16 protein-coding genes are annotated in these 20428 nt (G+C 70.5%); 7 read left to right on the top strand and 9 right to left on the bottom strand.

Annotated elements, in window-relative coordinates:
• Positions 1–5: 5 nt before the first annotated feature.
• The 9 genes from glgX to FA743_RS09500 all read right to left on the bottom strand — a co-directional run bounded on the left by glgX (position 6) and on the right by FA743_RS09500 (position 13080).
• A complete protein-coding gene (glgX, locus tag FA743_RS09535) occupies positions 6–2081 on the bottom strand; it encodes a glycogen debranching protein GlgX (protein WP_136885876.1) in 2076 nt (691 codons plus the stop codon).
• On the bottom strand, positions 2074–3246 hold the full coding sequence (locus FA743_RS09530; protein ID WP_246054911.1) for a sugar phosphate nucleotidyltransferase: 1173 nt from the start codon (positions 3244–3246) through the stop codon (positions 2074–2076). Before FA743_RS09530 ends, glgX begins: the two co-directional genes overlap by 8 nt.
• Positions 3247–3354: 108 nt before the next feature.
• Positions 3355–5628: a malto-oligosyltrehalose synthase gene (gene treY, locus FA743_RS09525; RefSeq protein WP_136885875.1), complete on the bottom strand. Its 2274-nt coding sequence runs from the start codon at positions 5626–5628 to the stop codon at positions 3355–3357.
• Complete coding sequence (gene treZ, locus FA743_RS09520) at positions 5625–7343, bottom strand: malto-oligosyltrehalose trehalohydrolase (RefSeq protein WP_136885874.1); 1719 nt, start codon at positions 7341–7343, stop codon at positions 5625–5627. Before treZ ends, treY begins: the two co-directional genes overlap by 4 nt.
• Positions 7344–7451: 108 nt before the next feature.
• Positions 7452–7676: a hypothetical protein gene (locus FA743_RS20285; RefSeq protein ID WP_169308832.1), complete on the bottom strand. Its 225-nt coding sequence runs from the start codon at positions 7674–7676 to the stop codon at positions 7452–7454.
• 103 nt (positions 7677–7779) lie between these two features.
• The gene (locus FA743_RS09515) at positions 7780–9534 is read right to left on the bottom strand and encodes an acetyl/propionyl/methylcrotonyl-CoA carboxylase subunit alpha (RefSeq protein ID WP_246054910.1); all 1755 of its coding nucleotides are present in this window, start codon (positions 9532–9534) and stop codon (positions 7780–7782) included.
• Complete coding sequence (locus FA743_RS09510; RefSeq protein WP_136885873.1) at positions 9524–11077, bottom strand: 5-oxoprolinase subunit B/C family protein; 1554 nt, start codon at positions 11075–11077, stop codon at positions 9524–9526. Before FA743_RS09510 ends, FA743_RS09515 begins: the two co-directional genes overlap by 11 nt.
• On the bottom strand, positions 11077–11835 hold the full coding sequence (locus tag FA743_RS09505) for a LamB/YcsF family protein (RefSeq protein ID WP_136885872.1): 759 nt from the start codon (positions 11833–11835) through the stop codon (positions 11077–11079). The genes FA743_RS09510 and FA743_RS09505 overlap by 1 nt, the downstream gene beginning before the upstream one ends.
• A gap of 9 nt (positions 11836–11844) precedes the next feature.
• A complete protein-coding gene (locus FA743_RS09500; protein ID WP_136885871.1) occupies positions 11845–13080 on the bottom strand; it encodes an NRAMP family divalent metal transporter in 1236 nt (411 codons plus the stop codon).
• 209 nt (positions 13081–13289) lie between these two features.
• Here FA743_RS09500 and FA743_RS09495 point away from each other — a divergent pair, with 209 nt between their 5' ends.
• From FA743_RS09495 to FA743_RS09465, 7 genes are all read left to right on the top strand, one after another.
• Positions 13290–13979 (top strand): GntR family transcriptional regulator, encoded by a 690-nt coding sequence (locus FA743_RS09495; RefSeq protein ID WP_136885870.1) that lies wholly within the window; start codon positions 13290–13292, stop codon positions 13977–13979.
• 97 nt (positions 13980–14076) lie between these two features.
• Positions 14077–15198, top strand: coding sequence for an ABC transporter ATP-binding protein (locus FA743_RS09490; protein WP_136885869.1), 1122 nt, complete (start codon positions 14077–14079; stop codon positions 15196–15198).
• 84 nt (positions 15199–15282) lie between these two features.
• Complete coding sequence (locus FA743_RS09485) at positions 15283–16251, top strand: ABC transporter substrate-binding protein (protein WP_136885868.1); 969 nt, start codon at positions 15283–15285, stop codon at positions 16249–16251.
• 43 nt (positions 16252–16294) lie between these two features.
• Positions 16295–17953 (top strand): ABC transporter permease, encoded by a 1659-nt coding sequence (locus FA743_RS09480; protein ID WP_169308831.1) that lies wholly within the window; start codon positions 16295–16297, stop codon positions 17951–17953.
• A gap of 78 nt (positions 17954–18031) precedes the next feature.
• Positions 18032–18508, top strand: coding sequence for a DUF421 domain-containing protein (locus FA743_RS09475; protein WP_211242227.1), 477 nt, complete (start codon positions 18032–18034; stop codon positions 18506–18508).
• A 70-nt stretch (positions 18509–18578) separates the two neighbouring features.
• Positions 18579–19193, top strand: coding sequence for an SRPBCC family protein (locus tag FA743_RS09470; RefSeq protein WP_136885866.1), 615 nt, complete (start codon positions 18579–18581; stop codon positions 19191–19193).
• Positions 19193–20362: a zinc-dependent alcohol dehydrogenase gene (locus tag FA743_RS09465; RefSeq protein ID WP_136885865.1), complete on the top strand. Its 1170-nt coding sequence runs from the start codon at positions 19193–19195 to the stop codon at positions 20360–20362. Before FA743_RS09470 ends, FA743_RS09465 begins: the two co-directional genes overlap by 1 nt.
• The last annotated feature ends 66 nt before the right edge of the window (positions 20363–20428 follow it).

Genomic DNA, 20428 nt, shown 5'->3' with positions numbered 1-20428 from the left:
GGGCGTCAGTGCGACCCGGAGGAGGGGACCACGCGCGTCAGCGCGGCCACGCTTTGCCACCCCAAGGGCAGAACCCCCGAGTGGATCTCGCTGCAGGCGACCTCGTCGCGCGACGTGTCGATGCGCAGGCACCAGTCGCCTTCGGGCAGGGCGAACTCGATGTCGTCGCCCGCATTCATCATGATCAGCACCTCGCCGCCCGAGACCGGTTCCATCAGCAGGCCCAAGGCCTGCTGGTCGCCGTCCGACCAGTCGATGTCCTGCATCGCCGCGCCGCGCGGATGCAGCCAGCGGCTGACCGGGCGGCCCTCCTGCGCATCCTCGGCGGTGGTCGAGAAGCGGGTCGAGCCCAGCCCCGTCTCGGTGCGGAAGGCCGCCAGCGCCTCGACCGCCTCGCGCACGTCGCCGCGCGCCTCGTCCCAGTTCAGCCAGCTGATCGCATTGTCCTGGCAATAGGCGTTGTTGTTGCCGTCCTGGCTGTTGCCCAGCTCGTCGCCGGCCAGAATCATCGGCACGCCCTGTGACAGGAAGACCGTCGCCAGCATCCCGCGCACGCGGCGCAGGCGGGCCGTGTCGATCGCCGCGTCGTCGGTCGGCCCTTCGGCACCCATGTTGTCGGACAAGTTGTGGCCGTGGCCGTCACGGTTGTCCTCGCCATTGGCGTCGTTGTGCTTGTCGTTGTAGCTGACCGTGTCCCACAGCGTGAAGCCGTCATGCGCCGCCACGAAGTTGACCGAGCTGGTGGCGGGGCGGTGGCTGTGGTTGAACTGCACGGGCGATCCCGACAGACGTTCGCTTATCGCGCCCAGCATGCCGGGGTCGCGGCGCCAGAAGGCGCGGGTGTCGTCGCGGAACTGGTCGTTCCATTCGCGGAAGGGCCAGCGATAGCCGCCGACCTGATAGCCGCCATCGCCCACGTCCCAGGGCTCGGCGATCAGCTTGATGCCCGACAGGACCGGGTCCTGACGGATCGCGTTGAAGAAACTGCCATCGCGCTCGAAGCCTTCGGTCTCGCGGCCCAAGGTCGAGGCCAGGTCGAAGCGGAAGCCGTCGACATGCATGACCTGCACCCAATAGCGCAGGCTGTCCATGACCATGCGCAGCACCATCGGATGCGCGACGTTCAGGGTGTTGCCCGTGCCGGTGGTGTCGAAGCTGTGGCGCTTGTCCTCGGAGAGCAGGTAGTAGCTGGCATTGTCGATGCCCCGGAAGGACAGGGTCTGGCCCAGTTCCGAGCCCTCGCAAGTGTGGTTGAAGACCACGTCCAGGATGACCTCGATTCCCGCCTTGTGGAAGCGGCGGATGGCCTCCTTCACTTCGCGGATCTGGCCGGTCTTCAGATAGGGTGCATGCGGCGCGAAGAAGGACAGGGTCGAATAGCCCCAATAGTTCGACAGGTCCTTCTCGACCAGATAGCGGTCATTGGCAAAGGCGTGGATCGGCAGCAGCTCGACCGTGGTCACGCCGATCTTCTGCAGGTGGCTGATGACCGGTTCGGTGACCAGGCCCCGGAAGGTGCCGCGCAGATCCTCGGGCACGTCGGGATGCGCCTGAGTCAGGCCCTTCACATGGGCCTCGTAGATCACCGTGTCGGTCCAGGGCGTGCGCAGCGCGCGCTCGGTGTCCCAGTCAAAGCGGCTGTCCACCACCACGCCCTTGGGCATGAAGGGCGCGCTGTCGCGGGTGTCGAAGGACAGGTCGTCCTTGCCGATCGTATAGCCGTGAAGCGCGTCGTCCCAGATGATCTCGCCGCGCAGCTCGCGGGCATAGGGGTCCAGCAGCAGCTTGTTGGGGTTGAAGCGGTGGCCGTTCTCGGGCTCGTAGGGGCCGTGGACGCGGTAGCCGTAGACCTGGCCCGGCAGGATGTCGGGCAGGTATCCGAACCAGACGCCGCCCTCCATCTCGGGCAGGGTCAGGCGGTGCAGTTCTTCCTGCCCGGTCTCGTCGAAGAGGCACAGCTCGACCGAGGTGGCGTGGTCGGAAAACAGTGCGAAATTCGTCCCCTCGCCCACATATTCGGCCCCGAGCGTATCGGATCGGGCCTGGCTGGCATCAAAGGCAGGGGGGGTCTGGTCACGCATGAAGTCCTCGACGTTTGAAAGGGGCGGGCGATGTGACCGAACGCCGGATATGGGCATGTGCCGCACGGCTGTCCAGCATCGCTTGGGTTATCAGAACTGTACCCGCATCGGTGCGGGTGAACCAGCGGGCATCTTCCTTCGGGTCGTCCCCGGTCACAAGCCCTGCGGGAACCTGCGCGCCGGGGGCGACCAGGGTGTTGGTCAGTCGCGCACCCTTGGCCACGACGGCACCGGGCATGGCGATGCTGCCCCGCCCCAGATACCAGTCCGACACGGGGCCGGCGAAGGGCAGCGCCACGGGCGGGGCGCCGATGAAGTCCAGTTGCGCCCGACGCAGCGCGTCCAGCGTGCCCACGTCGCGCCAATAGGCCCGGCCCGAGGACCCGGCGGGCAGCTGCCAGACGGCGGCCTGACCCTGCGCCACCGCGTCGGGGATCACGTCATGGCCGAAATCCATCGCCCCGGCGGGCCGGTCGAACAGCGCCGCGCGCAGCCAGGCGCGGTCGAAGACATAGATGCCCATCGACACCAGCGCGCGGTCGGGGTCGCCGATCATCCCGGCGGGGTCGGCAGGCTTTTCTTGAAACGACAGGGCGCGGTCATCGGCGTCGGCCTGCATCACGCCGAACCCGCTCGCCTCACCGCGCGGCACGGTGTCCACCGCGACCGTCACTGCGGCCCCCGAGGCGCGATGCGCCGCCAGCAGGGCCGTGTAATCCATCTCGTAGACATGGTCGGCGGCCAGGATCAGCACATGATCGCCCCCCATTGCCTCCAGCGGCGCCCAGCAGCGGCGGGCGGCATCGGCGGTGCCCAGATACAGATCGCGCCCGTCGCGGGTCTGCAACCCGCGCGGCTCGAACCGGTGGCCCCACCGGGTGGGCAGGTGGTGATGCAGGCTGCGCGGCGCGTATTGCGTGGCGACCAGCATCTGCCGCAGGCCCGAATTCACCGCATTGGCCATGGCGAAGTCGATGATCCGGTTCGCCCCGGCGAAGGGAACGGCAGGCTTGCTGTCCTGCGCGGTCAGATCGTGCAGCCGGGTGCCCTTGCCCCCCGCCAGAAGCAGCGTCGCCAGGTCGGGCGCGGGGGTCGAGCGCAGGGTCAGAGGGGCGCGCAGGGGCATGGCGCGCGTGCCCGGCGGATGGGGAGGGAGAACGGACACGGGGCGGCTCCTCTGGCGTTCGGGGTGATGCGATGCGGTCGGGACGACAGCCGGACCGCAAGCGGGTCCGGATCGAACCAGCTCGCGCTCCGGATGTTCCCGCAGCCGTCAAATATCAGCCCGGCCCCTGCCCGATCCTGCCTCAACCAGCCGCACACGGCAGCCATCCGGGCCTGTCCAGTCCAGCACCGCCTGTCCTTCGGGCAGATCGCCGCTTGAGCCCCCGGGCAGGTCCAGCCGTGCAATCAGACGGCGATCGTCCAGCCGCCGGATTAGCGCCACGCCGCCCTCGTCGATCCGCGCCTCGGAGCTGGCGTCGCGCAGCAGATCGGCCTCGGCCTGGCGCATGTGCAGCAGGTGCCGCGTCCATTGCGCCTTGAGGCTGCCCAGATCGTCGCGATCCGCGATCATCGCCAAGCCGTCCCAATCGGGGGGGCGGCGGTTGTCGGGATCGGTCAGCGCCAGGAACAGGTCCTGCGTGCCCTGATAGATGTCGGGAAAGCCCGGCATGATCGTCTTGAGCAGCAATTGCATCAGCACCAGCGCCTGCGCGCGGTCCAGAAGCCGGGTCAGCGCCTCGGGTGGGGTGCCCTCCCATTCGGCCAGCAGCGCACGGCCCAGATCCGAGACGCGGGTTTCCAGCGCCTCGTCGGGATTGGTCCAGAAGCTGTCCTCCTTGGCCTCGCGCATGGCCTTCTGCACATGGCGGGCCAGACGGTCGGGCGCCTCGTCCGCGCCGTGCAGGGCCATAGCCGATTGCACCATGTACCAGCGCCAGGCGGGCGGAACGTCCTTGGCCGCGGGCATGGCGGCGGCGGCCTGGTCCAGCGCGCCCAGATCCTGCGGCAGATGGCTGGCGGCGATCAGCCGCGCGCGCGCATCCTCGGAGCGCTTGCTGTCATGGGACGAGGTCAGCACCATGTCGCCGGGGCGGCGGCGGGCCAGCGTCGCGGTCGCATCGCGGGCGGTGACGGTCGCCTCGTCGGGCTCGGCGCCCACCTCGTTGCCGGGCAGGTAGCGGGTCCAGCGGAAGCCGGCCGTATCCTCCTGCGCCTTGGCCAGAAGCGCGCCCGAGACCTGCTGCAGGCGGATCACGAAATCCATCTGCGCATGATTGGCCGGATCGGTCCAGATCGTGGCCAGCGCGCGCAGCACCTCGTCATGGCGCAGGCCCGCCGCCGCCTCATCCGCGACGCGGGCGATCATCGCGCGATCGGACTCGCTGGCGCCGTCGCGGGTGACATAGCTGCGATAGCAGGGCATCGCGACCAGCAGCGCGGTGACCGCCTCGCGCAGCATCTCGGGGCCGGGCTCGGCCTCGACCGACCCGGCCATCGCCTGCCCCGCCATCTGCGCCAACTGGCGCCGCTCGGCAGCCAGTTCGTTGTCCAGCACGTCATGCTTGGCGCGGATCAGGGCGCTGTGGAAATCGTCCGTCTCGCCGGTCGCCGCGCGCCAGAGGCCGTCCAGATCGTCGAAGCCCGCCTGCGGCGTCAGCATCCGCGAGATCAGCCGCCCGGCCTCGTAGCCGGTGGTGCCGACGGTCTTCCAGCCCTCGGGCAGGATCTCGTCGCCGGTCAGGATCTTCTCGATCCAGATGGGGGTGACGGGCAGCGCGCGGGCCAGCCGGTCCAGATAGCCCGCCGGATCGGCCAGCCCGTCGATATGGTCGACGCGCAGCCCCTGCACCTGCCCGCCCCGCACCAGATCGATGATCAGCGCATGGGTGTCGTCGAAGACGCGCGGATCCTCGACCCGCATGCCGATCAGGTCGGTGACGTTGAAGAAGCGGCGATGGGTGATCGAATCCCGCTCCATCGCGTAATGGACCAGCCGCCAGTGCTGGGCCTCGTGCAGGGCGCGCAGGTCCGATGTCGTGTCCGTGCCCGGCGCCAGCGGCAGGGACATGCCGTTGAACTGCCACTGCCCGTCGCGGACCTTGAAGGCGCCGTCCAGCAGCATCTTTTCGAAGGGCTCGGGCAGCCAAGGCAGGACCAGCGGCCCGGCCTGCCAGTCGATGTCGAAATGCCGCGCCCGGGTGCTGGCCCGGCCCTGCGCCAGCACATCGGCCAGCCAGGGGTTCTGCACCGAAAAGGCGGTGTGGTTCGGCACGATGTCCAGGATGATCCCCAGACCCTTGCCCTGCGCCTGCCGGGCCAGCCGGTCGAAGGCGCGGCGCCCGCCAAGCGCGGGGTCGATCTCGGTCGGATCAGTGATGTCATAGCCGTGGGTCGAGCCCTCGGTCGCCGTGAAGATCGGCGACAGGTACAGATGCGTCACGCCCAGATCGGCGATCTGGTCCAGACGCTCGGACAGGGCCGCGAAATCGAACCCCTCGCGCAGCTGGATGCGGCTGGTGGCAGTCGGAATGCGCGACGTCATGCAAGGTCTTTCTGACAGGGGTTGGCCGAAGGCAGCGCCTTCACGGTCAGCGAATGAGAGGCATCGGCCGCACCGACACGGATGTCGGCATCTTCCAAGGGGGCGGGGTCGGTCTGGCCCAGGGCCAGCGACAGGGTCAGCCCGCCCGCCGGGAACTGCCAGGTGGCGCGGATCAGGCCGGGGCCGTCGCGGGTGACGGTCGTCTGCGGCATCCCGCTTTTCAGCAGCGGGACGACATGGGCGGCGCGGAACTCCAGCGCGCGGCGGGTCAGCGTCATCCACTCGCGGGCGCGGTCGTCCTCGGCCCAGCCAAGGCGCGACCGGGCCATCGTGTCGGGCGACAGTGGGTCGGGCACGGCATCGCCAAGGGCCGCGATGCCCGCGAATTCGGCCGCGCGGCCCTTGCGCACGGCCGCCGCCAGATCGCCGGTGAAATCGGCGAAGAACTGGAAGGGCGCGGTCTCGCCGCGTTCCTCGCCCATGAAGACCATCGGGATATAGGGCGCGACCAGCATCAGCGCATAGACCGCCGCCACCGCCTGCGGATCGGCCAGTGTCAGCAGGCGGTCGCCCTGCGCGCGGTTGCCGACCTGATCATGGGTCTGGGTCGAGTTCACGAAGGTCACCGGGTGCAGATGGCCGCAGGGCGCGCCGCGCAGCTCGCCGCGGGGCGGGCGGGGCTGGCCCTCCTCGACATGGCCGCGTTGCAGGGCCAAGGCCAGATCGCCCACCGGATCGGCGGCGAAGGGCGCAAAATAGCTGTCGGATTCGCCGGTCAGCGCGACATGGACGGCATGGTGGAAATCGTCGTTCCAGGTCGCGTCATAGCCCGCCTCGCGCAGGTCGGGGATGTTGCGCTCATCCTCGGTGATCAGGTGGCGGCGGGGCTGCAAGCCGTGAACCGCTGCGGCCAGATCGGTCATGAAGCCGTCGGCCCCCGGCCCGGCGATTTGGTGGACCGCATCCAGGCGCAGCCCGTCGATGCCATAGGCCTCCAGCCAGTGCAGCGCGCAGGAGGTCCAGAAGTCGCGCACCTGCGGCCGGTCGAAGTTGATGGCCGCGCCCCAGGGGGTCTGGCGGCCCTCGTCGAAGAAATCGGGCGAAGAGTGGTGCAGCCAGGCGCCTTCGGGGCCGAAATGGTTCATCACCAGATCCAGGATCACCATCAGCCCCTCGCGATGCGCGGCCTCGACCAGGCGGCGCAGATCGCCGGGGCAGCCATAGGCGGGATGGGGCGCGAAGGGCAGGACGCCGTCATAGCCCCAGCCCCGGTCGCCGGGGAACTGGCCCACCGGCATCAGCTGGATCGCGGTGAAGCCCAGGGCGGCCAGATGCGGCAGATGCGCCACGGCGGCGGTCAGCGTGCCCTCGGGGGTGAAGGTGCCGACATGCATCTCGTAGATCACCGCCTCGGCCCAGTCCCGGCCCGGCCAGTCGCGCGGCGCTGGCGCATCCACCAGCACCGAGGCATCGCTGACGCCCCCGGCCTGCAGCCGGCTGGCGGGATCGGGCATCTCCTGCCCGTCGACGCGGAAGCGGTAGGTGACGCCCGGCGTGGCGGGATGATCCAGCGACCACAGCCCGTCCCCGTCCTGCGCCATCGGCAGATCGGCCTGATCGATCAGCAGATCGACCTTGGCGGCCCGCGGTGCCCACAGCCGGAAGGTCCAGCCGTCCGTCCCGCGGGCGGGTCCCCAATAGCTGCTGCGCGTCATCCGATGCCCCCATGTGCTGCGGCCCCAGATCCGGGGCACTGCTGCTTAATGAGCGGGAGGCCGGGGCGTTCCCCCGATCTGACAAAAAGCAGTCAGACGGGGCGCCCGTCAGGCATGGATCGACGGAGGAAGGGTCGTCACGCCGATCGACAGGCGGGTTCCGTCAGGCGTGATCGCCCAGACCCGGGTGGCGGTCATCTCGATGATGATGGGGTTGTTTTCGGCGGCGGCCTCGAAGATGACCATCAGATTCTGCAGCATCTCACGGGTGAAACTGGCCCGGGCAAGGACGGGAGAGGAATCCTCGCCTCCGCAGGCGGTCCGCTGAATCATGATAACCTCGGGAAAAGCCTACATTCTACGCCACCAATCTAGCGGCGGCGAACAAGGCTGAACAGTCTGGAAAACCTGTCCTTTTGGCGCCAGTCCCTGCGCGTCAACCGGGGCTGCGGATCCGGGCCAGGGGCGCGCCCTGGGCCACCGTGTCGCCCTCGGCCGCCAGACGGGTCAGGCGACCGTCATGGGGGGCCTCGATCCGGGTTTCCATCTTCATGGCCTCGACAATGGCCAGGACCTGGCCCTGCACGACCTCGGCGCCCTCCTCGACCTGCCACAGCGACAGGGTGCCCGCGACCGGGGCGGTCACCAGGTCGGGCGCATCCTCGGGGGCGCCGGGGGCGTCGGGGAGGGGCGCGGCAGAGGCCAGCACGCCCGGCGGCAGCGCGATGTCATGGCGCCTGCCGTCGATCTCGATGGCGAAGCGGATCATCGGCGTCTCGGGCGCGGGGGTCACGCGCGGCGCGGGCCCGGTGGCGGCGGCAAGGCGGTCGGCGAACTCGGTCTCGATCCAGCGGGTGTGGACGGCGAAGTCCTCGGTGAACTCGGGCGCCTCCAGCACCGCGCGGTGGAAGGGCAGGACCGAGGCCACCCCCTCGATCCGGAACTCGCGCAGCGCGCGGCGGGCCCGGGCGAGGGCGGTGGCGCGGTCGGGACCATGCACGATCAGCTTGGCCATCATCGAATCGAACTGCCCCGCGACCTGCCCGCCCTGCTCGACCCCGCTGTCCAGCCGGATGCCGATGCCGCCCGGAGGCGACCACAGGGTGATCGGCCCCGGCGTGGGCAGGAAGCCCCGCCCCGGATCCTCGGCATTGATGCGGAACTCGATCGCATGGCCCTGCGGTTCGGGGACGTCGCCCGGGGCCAGCCGCGCGCCCTGCGCCACGCGGATCATCGCGCGGACGATGTCGATGCCGGTCGTCTCCTCGGTCACCGGATGTTCGACCTGCAACCTTGTGTTCACTTCGAGGAAGCTGATCTTGCCGTCTGACGCCAAAAGGAATTCGACCGTTCCCGCGCCGCTATATCCGGCATGGGCGCAGATCGCCTGCGCGCTGTCGTGGATGCGGGCGCGCTGGTCACCGGTCAGGAAGGGGGCGGGGGCCTCTTCGACCAGCTTCTGGTTGCGGCGCTGCAGCGAGCAGTCGCGGGTGCCCAGCACCCGGACGGTGCCGTGGCGGTCGCCCAGAATCTGTGCCTCGATATGGCGGGGGCGGTCGAGGAACTGTTCGACATAGCATTCGCCGCGCCCGAAGGCGGTCACGGCCTCGCGGGTGGCGCTGTCGAACAGCTCTTCGACCTCGTCCAGATCCCACGCGACCTTCATGCCCCGCCCGCCGCCGCCGAAGGCCGCCTTGATGGCCAGGGGCAGGCCGTGGTCGCGGGCGAAGGCCAGCGCCTCGGCGCCGCTGGCGATGGGGCCGGGACTGCCCGCGACCAGAGGGGCGCCCACGGCCTGCGCGATCTCGCGCGCGCGGATCTTGTCGCCGAGTGCGTCGATCACGCCCGGATCGGGGCCGATCCAGATCAGTCCGGCCTGCTGCACGGCGCGGGCGAAACCGGCATTCTCGGACAGGAACCCATAGCCCGGATGGATCGCATCCGCGCCCGCACGGGCCGCGATGGCCAGGATCTTGTCCGCATCCAGATAGGTTTGGGAGGGGCGGGAGCCCTCCAGCGGCCAGGCCTCGTCGGCCAGCCGCACGAAGGGCGCGTCGCGGTCGGGATCGGCATAGACGGCGATCGAGGCGATCCCCTCGTCGGCGCAGGCGCGGATGACGCGCAGGGCGATCTCGCCGCGATTGGCGATCAGGAGGCGGCGGATGGGCGTCAGGGGGGTGTCAAGGAACACGAGGGTCCTCCGGCTCAAGGGGGGCAAAGGGGGCGCGGGCCACAAAGCGCAGGCGCGCGCCGGGGGGCAGCTGGCCCGCCAGGTCCAGCGCATCGGGATGCAGCGTGGCGATGACGGGATAACCGCCGGTCAGCGGATGATCGGCCAGAAACAGCACCGGCTGGCCGGAATGGGGGATCTGGATGGCGCCGGTCGCGGTGCCCTCGCTTGGCAGCTCGGCGCCGTCGCGGGTGATCGGATCGCCCGCCAGCCGGATGCCCACGCGCGAGGATTGCGCGGTGACCTGCCAGTCCTGCGCCAGAAAGCGGTCGACCATCTCGGGCGCGAACCAGTCGGTGCGGGGGCCCAGCACCACGGGCAGCGTGACCAGATCGCCCGCCGCCGGCAGGTCGGGCGCGGGGCCGGGATCGGTCACCGCGCCTGCGGGGCGATGGGCGGGGGCCAGCACGTCGCCCGCCACCAGCGCGGGCGGGCCGATATGGGCCAGCGTGTCGGTCGCGGCCGAGCCCAGCACCGGCACCACGTCGAACCCGCCGCGCAGCGCCAGATAGCTGCGCATCCCCTTCGTCGGGGCGGCGATCCGCACCTCGTCGCCTGCATCCAGCGCGAAGGCCGCCCCCGGCGCGACGGGATGGCCCGCGACCTCGGCCCGGGCCGCGCCCGTCAGGGCCAGCACCAGCGGCGCCTCGGCCCGCAGGGTGACGGGGCCAAGCGTGATCTCCAGCGCCGCGACGCCGGGGGGGTTGCCCACGGCGCGGTTGGCCCGGCGCAGCGCGCCCAGATCCAGCGCGCCCGAGGCGCTGACCCCCTGCCCCGTCTGCCCCATCCGCCCGGCATCCTGCACCAGGATCGGAAAGGCGGTCCGCACCACCCGCAGCCCCTGCGCGCGGCGCTTGGGGGCGACAGCTGCCGGATGGACCTTGGCGCCGCCTTCGATGAACCGCGCCCGCACGCCGGGGCGCAGCAGCGCAGGGGGATCGCGGGTCAGGTCGAACATCGGCAGCTCGGACCGCCCGATCAGCTGCCAGCCGCCCGGGGTTTCCTGCGGATAGATGCCGCAGAACCGCCCCGCCAGCGCGACCGAGCCCGCCGGGATCCGCGTGCGCGGCGCGGACCGGCGCGGCAGATCGAAGCGCGCATCCTCGCAGGTCATGTAGGCGAAGCCCGGCGCGAAGCCGCAGAAGGCCACCTGCCACAGCGCGTCCCGATGGGCGGCGATCACCTCGAGGGTACTGAGGCCCATCAGGCGCGCGACCTCGTCCAGATCCTCGCCGTCATAGGTCACCGGGATCTCGACCGTCTCGGTGGCGCGGGGGGCGGGGGCGGTGCCCGGCGCGGGCTGGCGGGCGCGGATGGCACGGGCAAGGCTCGCATCGGCGGCCACGCCCGGCGCGGTGCGGATCATCAGGGTGCGGGCGGCGGGCACGATCTCGGTCACGCCGGGCAGCGGGTCAGCGGCCAGCGCGTCGAACAGCGCCAGCGTCGCCTCCAGATCGGCCAGTTCCACCAGCAGGCAGCGTGGCCCGACGGGCAGGACCCGCATCACGGCGCGAAGGCCGCGACGGTGACGCCGCGATCGCTCAGCGCCGCGCGCACGGCGGCGGCCATCGCCACCGCGCCGGGGCTGTCGCCATGCACGCAGAGGCTGTCGACCCGCAAGGTCAGGGTGCTGCCGTCTTCTGCCTCGATCACGCCCTCGGTGGCCAGCCGGACCATGCGCGCGGCCACTATCTCGGGATCATGCAGCACCGCGCCCGGCTGGCGGCGCGACACCAGCGCCCCCGCCGCCGTATAGGCGCGGTCGGCGAAGGCCTCGGCCACCACGCGCAGGCCCGCCGCACGGGCGCGCTCCAGCACCGGGGCGCCCGCCAGCCCCATCAGGACCAGCGCGGGATCGGCGGCCAGCACGCCCGCGATCACCGCATCCGCCTGGCGCGCATCATCGGCGATGGTGTTGTAGAGCGCGCCATGCGGCTTCACATAGGTGACCCGCGTGCCCGCCGCCCGGGCCAGGCCCTGCAGCGCGCCGATCTGATAGATCACGTCCGCCGTCAGCTCGTCCGAGGTCGCGTCCATCGCGCGCCGCCCAAAGCCCACGCGGTCGGGATAGCTGACATGCGCCCCCACCGCGACGCCGCGTGCCGCAGCTTGCCGCAGCGTCTCCAGCAGCCCGCGCGGATCGCCCGCGTGAAAGCCGCAGGCGACGTTGGCGGAACTGACGATGTCCAGCATCGCGGCGTCGTCGCCCAGGGTCCAGGCGCCATAGCCCTCGCCCAGGTCGCTGTTCAGGTCGATCTGCATGCGGCCTCCTTACATGCCCAGAAAGGCAAAGATGGTGCTGACCGACCGCGCGCCCATGTACCAGGTCAGCGCGCAGACGATGGCGCCAAGCGCCAGCAGCCCCCGGTTGTAGCGGTGCCCGCCCATCAGGTCGGACCGGGCATAGCCGATATAGGTGAAGATCGTCAGTCCGATCGGCAGGATCAACCCGTTGAATCCGCCCACGAAGACCAGGATCGCGGCGGGCGCGGTGCCCAAGGACAGATAGACCGCCAGCGAGACGGCGATGAAGACCACCGTCGCGCGGCTGCGGGCCGCATCGCTGCGCACCCCCATCACGTCGAGGAAGCTGACCGAGGTATAGGCCGCCCCGATGACCGAGGTCAGCGCCGCCGCCCACAGGACCACGCCGAAGACGCGCATCCCCCAATCGCCCGCCGCCGCCTGGAAGGCCTGTGCCGCCGGGTTCGCGGCCTGGCTCGACAGGTCCAGCGTCACGCCGGATGCCACGACCCCCAGGATCGCCAGGAACAGCACGAAGCGCATGACGCCCGTGACCGCGATCCCGGTCAGGGCGGCGCGGGTGACGGCCTTCAGGTTGGCCTCTCCGGTCAGGCCCTTGTCCAGCAGGCGGTGCGCGCCGGAATAGGTGATGTAGCCGCCGACCGTGCCGCCGACGATGGTGGTGATCGCGGCGAAGTCGATGAAGTCGGGCCAGACCGACTGGCGCAGCGCCTCGCCCACCGGCGGGTTGGACTGGACCGCCACGAACAGCACCAGCAGGATCATCACGATCCCCAGCCCGATGATCATCCGGTCCAGCAGCAGCCCGGCCTGCCGCGACAGGAAGATGCCGATGGCCAGCGCCGCGCTGATCGCGCCGCCGACCTTCGGATCCAGCCCGATCATCGCGTTCAGCCCCAGCCCGCCGCCCGCGATGTTGCCGACATTGAAGGCCAGGCCGCCGATCACCACCAGCGCGGTCAGCAGATAGCCTGCGCCGGGGATCGCGGCATTGGCCGTCTCGGAGGCCCGCCGTCCGGTCAGCGCGGTGATGCGCCAGATGTTCAGCTGCACCACGAAGTCGATCAGGATCGAGGCGAGGATCGCGAAGGCGAAGGCCGATCCCATCCGCGCGGTGAAGCTGGCGGTCTGGGTGATGAAGCCCGGCCCGATGGCCGAGGTGGCCATCAGGAAGATCGCCGCCAGCAACCCTCCGCGAAGGCTGGCCGCCGCCACCGAGGGGGCGGGGGAAGGTGTGGGCATGGCTGGACCTCATCGGTGGGGATCGGGGAAGTTTCCCGAAGGCTGGCGCACGGTCCCGTGATCCGTCAAGGATTATCTGACAGTGCGGGGCTGATTGTTGAACAATCAGGCGCTTACCGTCCGGCCATCTGCCGCATCCCTGTGCAACCTGCCGCCTTGCCTTGCGGGGACGGGACCGCCATGATCGCCCCGCAACCAGCGGGACCGCCATGACCGACGCCGTCACCCACGCCTCTGCGGGCCTCGCGCCCGAGACCGCCGCCCGGCTGCGCGACCGGATCATCACCGGCCGCCTGCGCCCCGGAGAGCGGCTGTCCGAGGCGCGGCTGGCGGCCGAGATGTCCGTCTCGCGCAATACCCTGCGCGAGGTGTTCCGCCTGCTGGTCCATGAGGGGCTGCTGACCCACCTGCCCCATCGCGGAGTGTCGGTCGCGGTGCCCTCGATGGCCGGGGTGCTGGACATCTATCGCCTGCGCCGGCTGATCGAGATCCCGGCGCTGGCGCAGGCCTGGCCGCGCCATGCCGCCGTCGCCCGCATGGGTGCCGAGGTGGCGCAGGCGCAGGCCGCGCAGGCGGCGGGCGATTGGCGCGGCGTGGGCAGCGCCAACATGCGCTTTCACGCGGGCATCGTGGCCTTGGCCGACAGCCCCCGCCTGACCGCCTTCTTCGCGCAGGCGATGGCGGAACTGCGGCTGGCCTTCGGGCTGCTGGACGATCCCGAACAGCTGCACGCGCCCTTCCTGCAGGACAATGCCGCGATCATTGATCTGCTGCAGGCGGGCGATCCGCAGGCCGCCGCCGCGCGGCTGGCGGATTATCTGGACCGGTCCGAGCGGGTTGTCATGACCGCCTTCGCGCGGCGCGAACATGCGGCGGGCGCGGGCGGGCGCGGGGCGTGACTGGCCCCTGACTGCTCGGTTCGTTACACCATTGTCACAGGATCGACCATGAACCGTCACGGCGCCGCGATAGTCAGGCGCCTGAAAGAGAGGGCAGATGCCGCGCGTCCAGGCCAAGGGGATCGGAAAGTCGTTCGGCGGCCAGCAGGTCTTGCACGATGTCGATCTGGACCTGCCGCAGGGCGCCTTCCTGGCGCTGCTGGGTCCGTCGGGCTGCGGCAAGACCACGCTCTTGCGCCTGATCGCCGGGCTGGAACTGCCTGACGCCGGAGAGCTGCGTTTCGGCGACCGGCTGATCGCCTCGACCGACAGCTTCGTGCCGCCCGAGGCGCGCGACTTGGGCATGGTGTTCCAGTCCTATGCGCTCTGGCCCAACATGACCGTGCGCGGCAATGTCGATTTCGCGCTGAAGACCCGCCGCCTGCCCCGGGCCGAGCGCCGCGAGCGTGTCGACGAGATGCTGCAGGCGGTGGGCCTGGAGCCCCTGGCCGATCGCCGCCCGCACGAGCTGTCGGGCGGCCAGCGCCAGCGCGTCGCCCTGGCGCGGTCGCTGGTGCTGCGCCCGGCGCTGCTGCTGCTGGACGAGCCCCTGGCCAATCTGGACGCGCATCTGCGCCACCGCATGCTGGCCGAGTTCCGCCGCCTGCATGCCGCCACCGGCACGACCTTCATCCTGGTCACCCACGATCAGGACGAGGCGATGGCGGTCGCCAGTCATATCGCGGTGATGGAGGGCGGGCGCATCCAGCAGGTGGGCACTCCCGAGGATCTCTACCGCCAGCCCGCCACCGCGATGGTCGCGCGCTTCGTGGGCCATGGCGCGACCCTGCCCGTCGAGGTGACCGCGCGGCAGGACGGGATCTGCACCCTGTCGCTGGACGGCGCCGCCCGGAATGTGCCGGGCCTTCAGGTGCCGGGCCGGGCGGGCCCCGGCCCGGCCTGGCTGTGCCTGCACCGCGAGGATCTGCGCCTGTCGCGGGGCCCGGGCCATGTCCGCGCCCAGATCCTGTCGCAAAGCTTCCAGAACGGGCGCTATCTGACCCATGTCCTGCCGCGCGGCATCGGCACGGACCTGCTGACCCTGTCGCTGGACCATCCGCTGCCCGCGCAGGACGAGGTCGGCATCGACATCACCGGGGGCTGGGTCATCGCCCGCGAAGGCGAGGCCGCCCCCCTGCGCCAACCCTCGGTCGCCGCCACGGCGGATGCCGATGCCTGACCGCCACCTTCTTTCCCACACCCCCGCAGCGGCCGCCCTGCCGCCCTGCGCGTGCCCTTTGTCCCCGACCCCCGAGAGGCTTTCATGACCCGCATCCTGATGCTGTCCACCGCCCTGACCGGCCTTGCCCTGCCCGCTCTGGCGCAGACCCTGACCGTCTACACCTCGCAGCCGCAGGAGCAGATGACCGAGGTCATCGCCGCCTTCAACGAGGACCACCCCGAGATCGAGGTCGAGCTGTTCCGGTCCGGCACGACCGAGGTGATGGCCAAGCTGCAGGCCGAGTTCGCCGCCGGCGAAAGCCCCGCCGACGTGCTGCTGATCGCCGATGCCGTCGCCATGACCCAGCTGAAGCAGGACGACCGCCTGATGGCGCATCCCGAGGCGCCCGTGGACGGGATCGACCCGGCCCTGCTGGATGCGGAGGCGATGTTCTTTCCCACCAAGCTGATCACCACCGGCATCGTCTATAACAGCTCCATGGTCGAGGCGCCGACCTCCTGGGCCGATCTGGCCGCCCCCGAGGCCGCCGCGCAGACGATCATGCCCTCGCCTCTGTATTCCGGGGCGGCGGCGATCCATGTGGGCACGATGGTCCAGCAGCCCGAGTTCGGATGGGAGTATTTCGAGACGCTGGCCGAGGGCGGCGCCGTCGCGGGCCAGGGCAACGGCACCGTGCTGGAGGCCGTCGCGCGCGGCGAAAAGGCCTATGGCGTGCTGGTCGAATACATGGCGATGAACGCCAAGGCGCAAGGCTCGCCCGTCGATTTCGTCTTTCCCTCCGAGGGCGTGACGGCGGTGACGCAGCCCGTGGCGATCCTGGCCGGGACCGACGTGCCCGATGCCGCGAAGGCCTTCGTCGACTGGCAGCTGGGCCAGGCCGCGCAGGAACAGTCGGTCGCGCAGGGCTATTTCCCGCTGGTCGCCGGCATGGCCGCGCCCGAGGGCTATCCCGAGGCCGACAGCCTCAGCATCATCGGCGCCGACAATGCCACGCTTCTATCGGATGGCGAGGACGTCAAGATGGAGTTCGCCGACCTCTATGGCGGCTGACCTGCACCTTCTCGGCGACCGCAGGACCGGCGGGGGCGAGCGCATGCTGGCCCTCGCCTTGTGCGTCTATGTCGGCCTCATCACCGTCTGGCCGCTTGGGCAGTTGCTGCTGACCGCCTTCGGCCCCGGGGACGAGGGGCAGCTGCTGGGCACGATGCGCGACACGCTGTCGGCGCGCGCCACGGGCCGGGCCTTCTGGAACACGCTGACGCTGTCGCTGGTCTCGGTGGGGATCTCGCTGACCCTGGGGGCAGGGCTGGCGCTGGCGGTAGGGCTGCTGCGGATGCGGTTCCGTGCGGCGCTGTCCTTCCTGATCCTGATGCCGCTGATCATCCCCTCGCAGATCCTGGCGCTGTCCTGGATCGAGCTGCTGGGGTCGCAATCCCCGATCCTGCGCGCCCTCGGGCTTGCGCCCGCGCCCGGGCAGGGCAATCCGCTCTATTCCCGCATGGGCATCGCGCTGGTCATGGGGATCGAGCATATGCCGCTGGTCTTCATCGCGATCCGCGCGGCGCTGAAATCCGTGCCCGCCGATCTGGTCGAGGCCGCGCGCATCGCCGCCGTCCCCCCCGCCCGGGTGCTGATGCGGGTGATCCTGCCGCTGGTCGCACCCTCGGCGCTGGCGGGCGCGCTGCTGGCCTTCACTGCCGCCGTGGGCAATTTCGGCATTCCGGCGCTGCTGGGCATTCCGGGCCGCGTGCCGATGCTGACCACGCTGATCTATCAGCGGCTGAATGGCTTCGGCCCCTCGGTCGCGGGGCAGGTGGCGGTGCTGGCGCTGATCCTGACGCTGATCGCGGTGGCGGCGCTGGCCCTGCGCGCGGCCCTGATGCGGCAGCTGCGCATGCGGATCGAGGGCGGGCGCGCCTTTTCGCCCTCGCGCCGCGCGCCGCTCTGGGCGCAGGCGCTGATCTGGGCGGGGGTCGCGGTCATCGCGATTTTGCCGCTGGCCGCGCTGGTCCTGACCTCGCTGGTGCCCGCGATCGGGGTGCCCTTTTCGGTCGAGGTCGCCAGCCTGGACCAATACGCCCGGGTGCTGGCCAATGCCGCCGTCACCCGCGCCTTCGGCAATTCGCTGATGCTGTCAGGCGCGGCGGCGATCCTGTGCGTCGCGGTGACGCTGCCCCTGGCCTATCTGGCGACGCGCCGCCCCAGCCCCGCCGTCACCGCGCTGGACCTGCTGGCCGAGGCGCCGTGGGTCGTGCCGGGCACCGTGGTCGCGCTGGCGATGATCCTGGCCTTCCTGCCGCCCCTGCCGTTGCTGGGGGTGTCGCTTTACGGCAGTGCCGCGATCCTGCTGATCGCCTATCTGGCGCGCTTCCTGCCGCTGGTCCTGCGCCCGGTGATGGCGGCGGCCCAAGGAGCGGACCCGGGCCTGGACGAGGCCGCGCGTCTGGCCGGGCTGGGGCTGGCCGACCGGATGGGCCGGATCTTCGCGCCCTCGGTCCTGGCCGCCGCGCTGGCCGGGGGGATGCTGGTGGTGATGACCGCGATGAACGAGCTGACCCTGTCGGCGCTTCTGTGGTCCTCGGGGCACGAGACCATCGGCGTCATGGTGTTTTCCCTGCAATACGAGGGCAATTCGACCGCCGCCGCCGCCGTCTCGGTCCTGTCGACGCTGCTGCTGCTGGCGCTGTGTGCGCTGGCGCAGGTCAGCCTGCGCGGCGCCGGGGCCCGCGCGCTGCCCTGGCATCAGGGATAGGGCCGCGGGGAACCATCGGGGACAAGGCGGCTTGACCCGGTTCGCCCCGCAGCGTCCCCCGATGAAAGGCCGACCCCCATGTCCGATCCGATGTTCTTCGATGACTGGGCCGGCGTGATCCGCACGGTCATCGTCGGCCTGCTGGCCTATCTGGCGCTGATCGTCATGCTGCGCGCCTCGGGCAAGCGGACATTGAGCAAGATGAACGCCTTCGATCTGGTGGTGACCGTGGCCTTGGGCTCGACCCTGGCGACCGTGCTGCTGACCGCCAGCGTGCCCCTGGTCGAGGGGGTCGTGGCCCTGGCCCTGCTGGTCTATCTGCAATACGCGATCACGTGGCTGTCAGTCCGCTCGGATCGCTTCCGCGCGCTGATCAAGGCCGAGCCGACGCTGCTGGTCCATGACGGCCGCCCGCTGGAAGGCGCGATGAGGACGCAGCGCGTCACCCGCGACGAGATCGACGCCGCGCTGCGCTCCAGCGGCAAGACCGAACTGGCGCAGGTGCAGTCGGTGGTGCTGGAGACGGACGGCTCGATGACCGTCATCCCGCGCTGAGGCGGGCGGGAACAAAAGCCCACCCCTGTGGTTCTGGCCCCCTCGCAGCCCCATGCGACAAGGAGGTTTCATGACCGACCGCAGATCCGATCTTTTCCCCATCCTCGGAGTCGCCGTCCTGGCCCTGGGCGTGGTGGGGGTGGCCCGCCTGATGACGCCCGGCCCCCGCCATCCCGCCGACAGCGCCCCGGGCCGCACCGCCAAGCGGCTGCAGTTCGGCGGCTATCAGGTCACGGGCCGCACCGTCACCATCGACGCGCCCCGCGACCGCATCCACGCCATGTGGCGCGACCCCAAACAGCTGGCGCTGTTCATGCAGGATCTGGTCGCCATCGAGGGCACGCCCGACCGCCCCATCTGGGTGATCGACGGCGGTCACGGCCCCTTCCGCATCGAGACGCGGCTGGTCGAGGACCGCGCCGGCGAATCCCTGGCCTGGCGCTCGGTCGAGGGTGCCGACTTCCAGATCGAGGCCAAGATCCGCCTGCGCGACGCCCCCGCCGGGCGCGGCACCGAGGTCGAGGCCCATGTCGCCTATGTCCCGCCCTACGGGCTTCTGGGCCATTGGGCCGCGAAGCTGCGCGGCCTCGATCCCAAGGCCCGCGGGCGGCAGGAACTGAAGCGGCTGAAGATGCTGCTGGAAACCGGCGAGATCGCCACCGCTTCGAACCAGAGGAACACCTGATGCGCGCACTGACCTGGCACGGCAAGCACGACGTCCGCATGGACACGGTCCCCGATCCCCAGATCGTCAACCCCCGCGACGCGATCATCGAGGTCACCTCGACCGCGATCTGCGGATCCGACCTGCACCTGTATGACGCGGTCATCCCGGGGCTGCAGGGCGGCGACATTCTGGGCCATGAATTCATGGGCCGGGTGGTCGAGACCGGCCCGAAATCGACGCTGAAGACCGGCCAGCGGGTCGTGGTGCCCTTCACCATCTCCTGTGGCAGCTGCTTCTTCTGCAAGGCGACGCTGTTCTCGGCCTGCGACAATGCCAACCCGGTCGAGACGCAGGAGGCCTCCGAGCTGCTGTACGGCCATGCGGTGGGCGGGCTCTTCGGCTATTCGCACATGACCGGCGGCTATCCCGGCGGCCAGGCGGAATATGTGCGCGTGCCCTATTCCGACGTGGGGCCGATCGTGGTCCCCGACGGCGTGCCCGACGAGGACGTGCTGTTCCTGTCCGACATCCTGCCCACCGGCTGGATGGCCGCCGAGAATTGCGACATCATGCCGGGCGACAGCGTCGCGGTCTGGGGCTGCGGGCCGGTCGGGCTGTTCGCCGTGCAATCCGCGCTGCTGATGGGCGCGGGGCGGGTGATCGCCATCGACCACCACCCGAACCGCCTGGCCCTGGCCCGGGGCCTCGGCGCCGACATCATCGACTATACCCAGACCCATGTTCTGGAGGCGCTGATGGAGATGACCGGCGGCATGGGCCCCGACGCGGTCATCGACGCGGTCGGCATGGAAAGCCACGGCATGGCGCCCGACAACCTGATGGACGCCGCCAAGCAGAAGGTCGGCATCGGCGCCGACCGGGCCCATGCGCTGCGCATGGCACTGATGGCGGTGCGCAAGGGCGGCCGGGTGTCGATCCCCGGCGTCTATGGCGGCATGGCCGACAAGTTCCCGCTTGGCGCGCTGATGGAGAAGGGCCTGCAGGTCCGCAGCGGCCAGACCCATGTGCAGCGCTACGGCACCCGGCTTCTGGACATGATCATGGAGGGCAAGATCGACACGACCTTCCTGATCTCGCACCGCCTGTCCCTGGAAGAGGCCCCGCGCGGCTATCGCAACTTTGCCGAGAACCAGAACGACTGGACCAAGGTCGTGCTGACGCCCTGAGATCCCCCGCGACCGGGCGGGCCGGGAACAAACGCCGCCCCGCCCGGTTGCACGCCCCGATGCCGG

The organism is Paracoccus gahaiensis (assembly GCF_005048225.1).
Lineage (GTDB): Bacteria > Pseudomonadota > Alphaproteobacteria > Rhodobacterales > Rhodobacteraceae > Paracoccus > Paracoccus gahaiensis.
The sequence above is the reverse complement of the archived record's forward strand: the minus strand, read 5'-3'. Positions and strand labels throughout refer to the sequence as shown.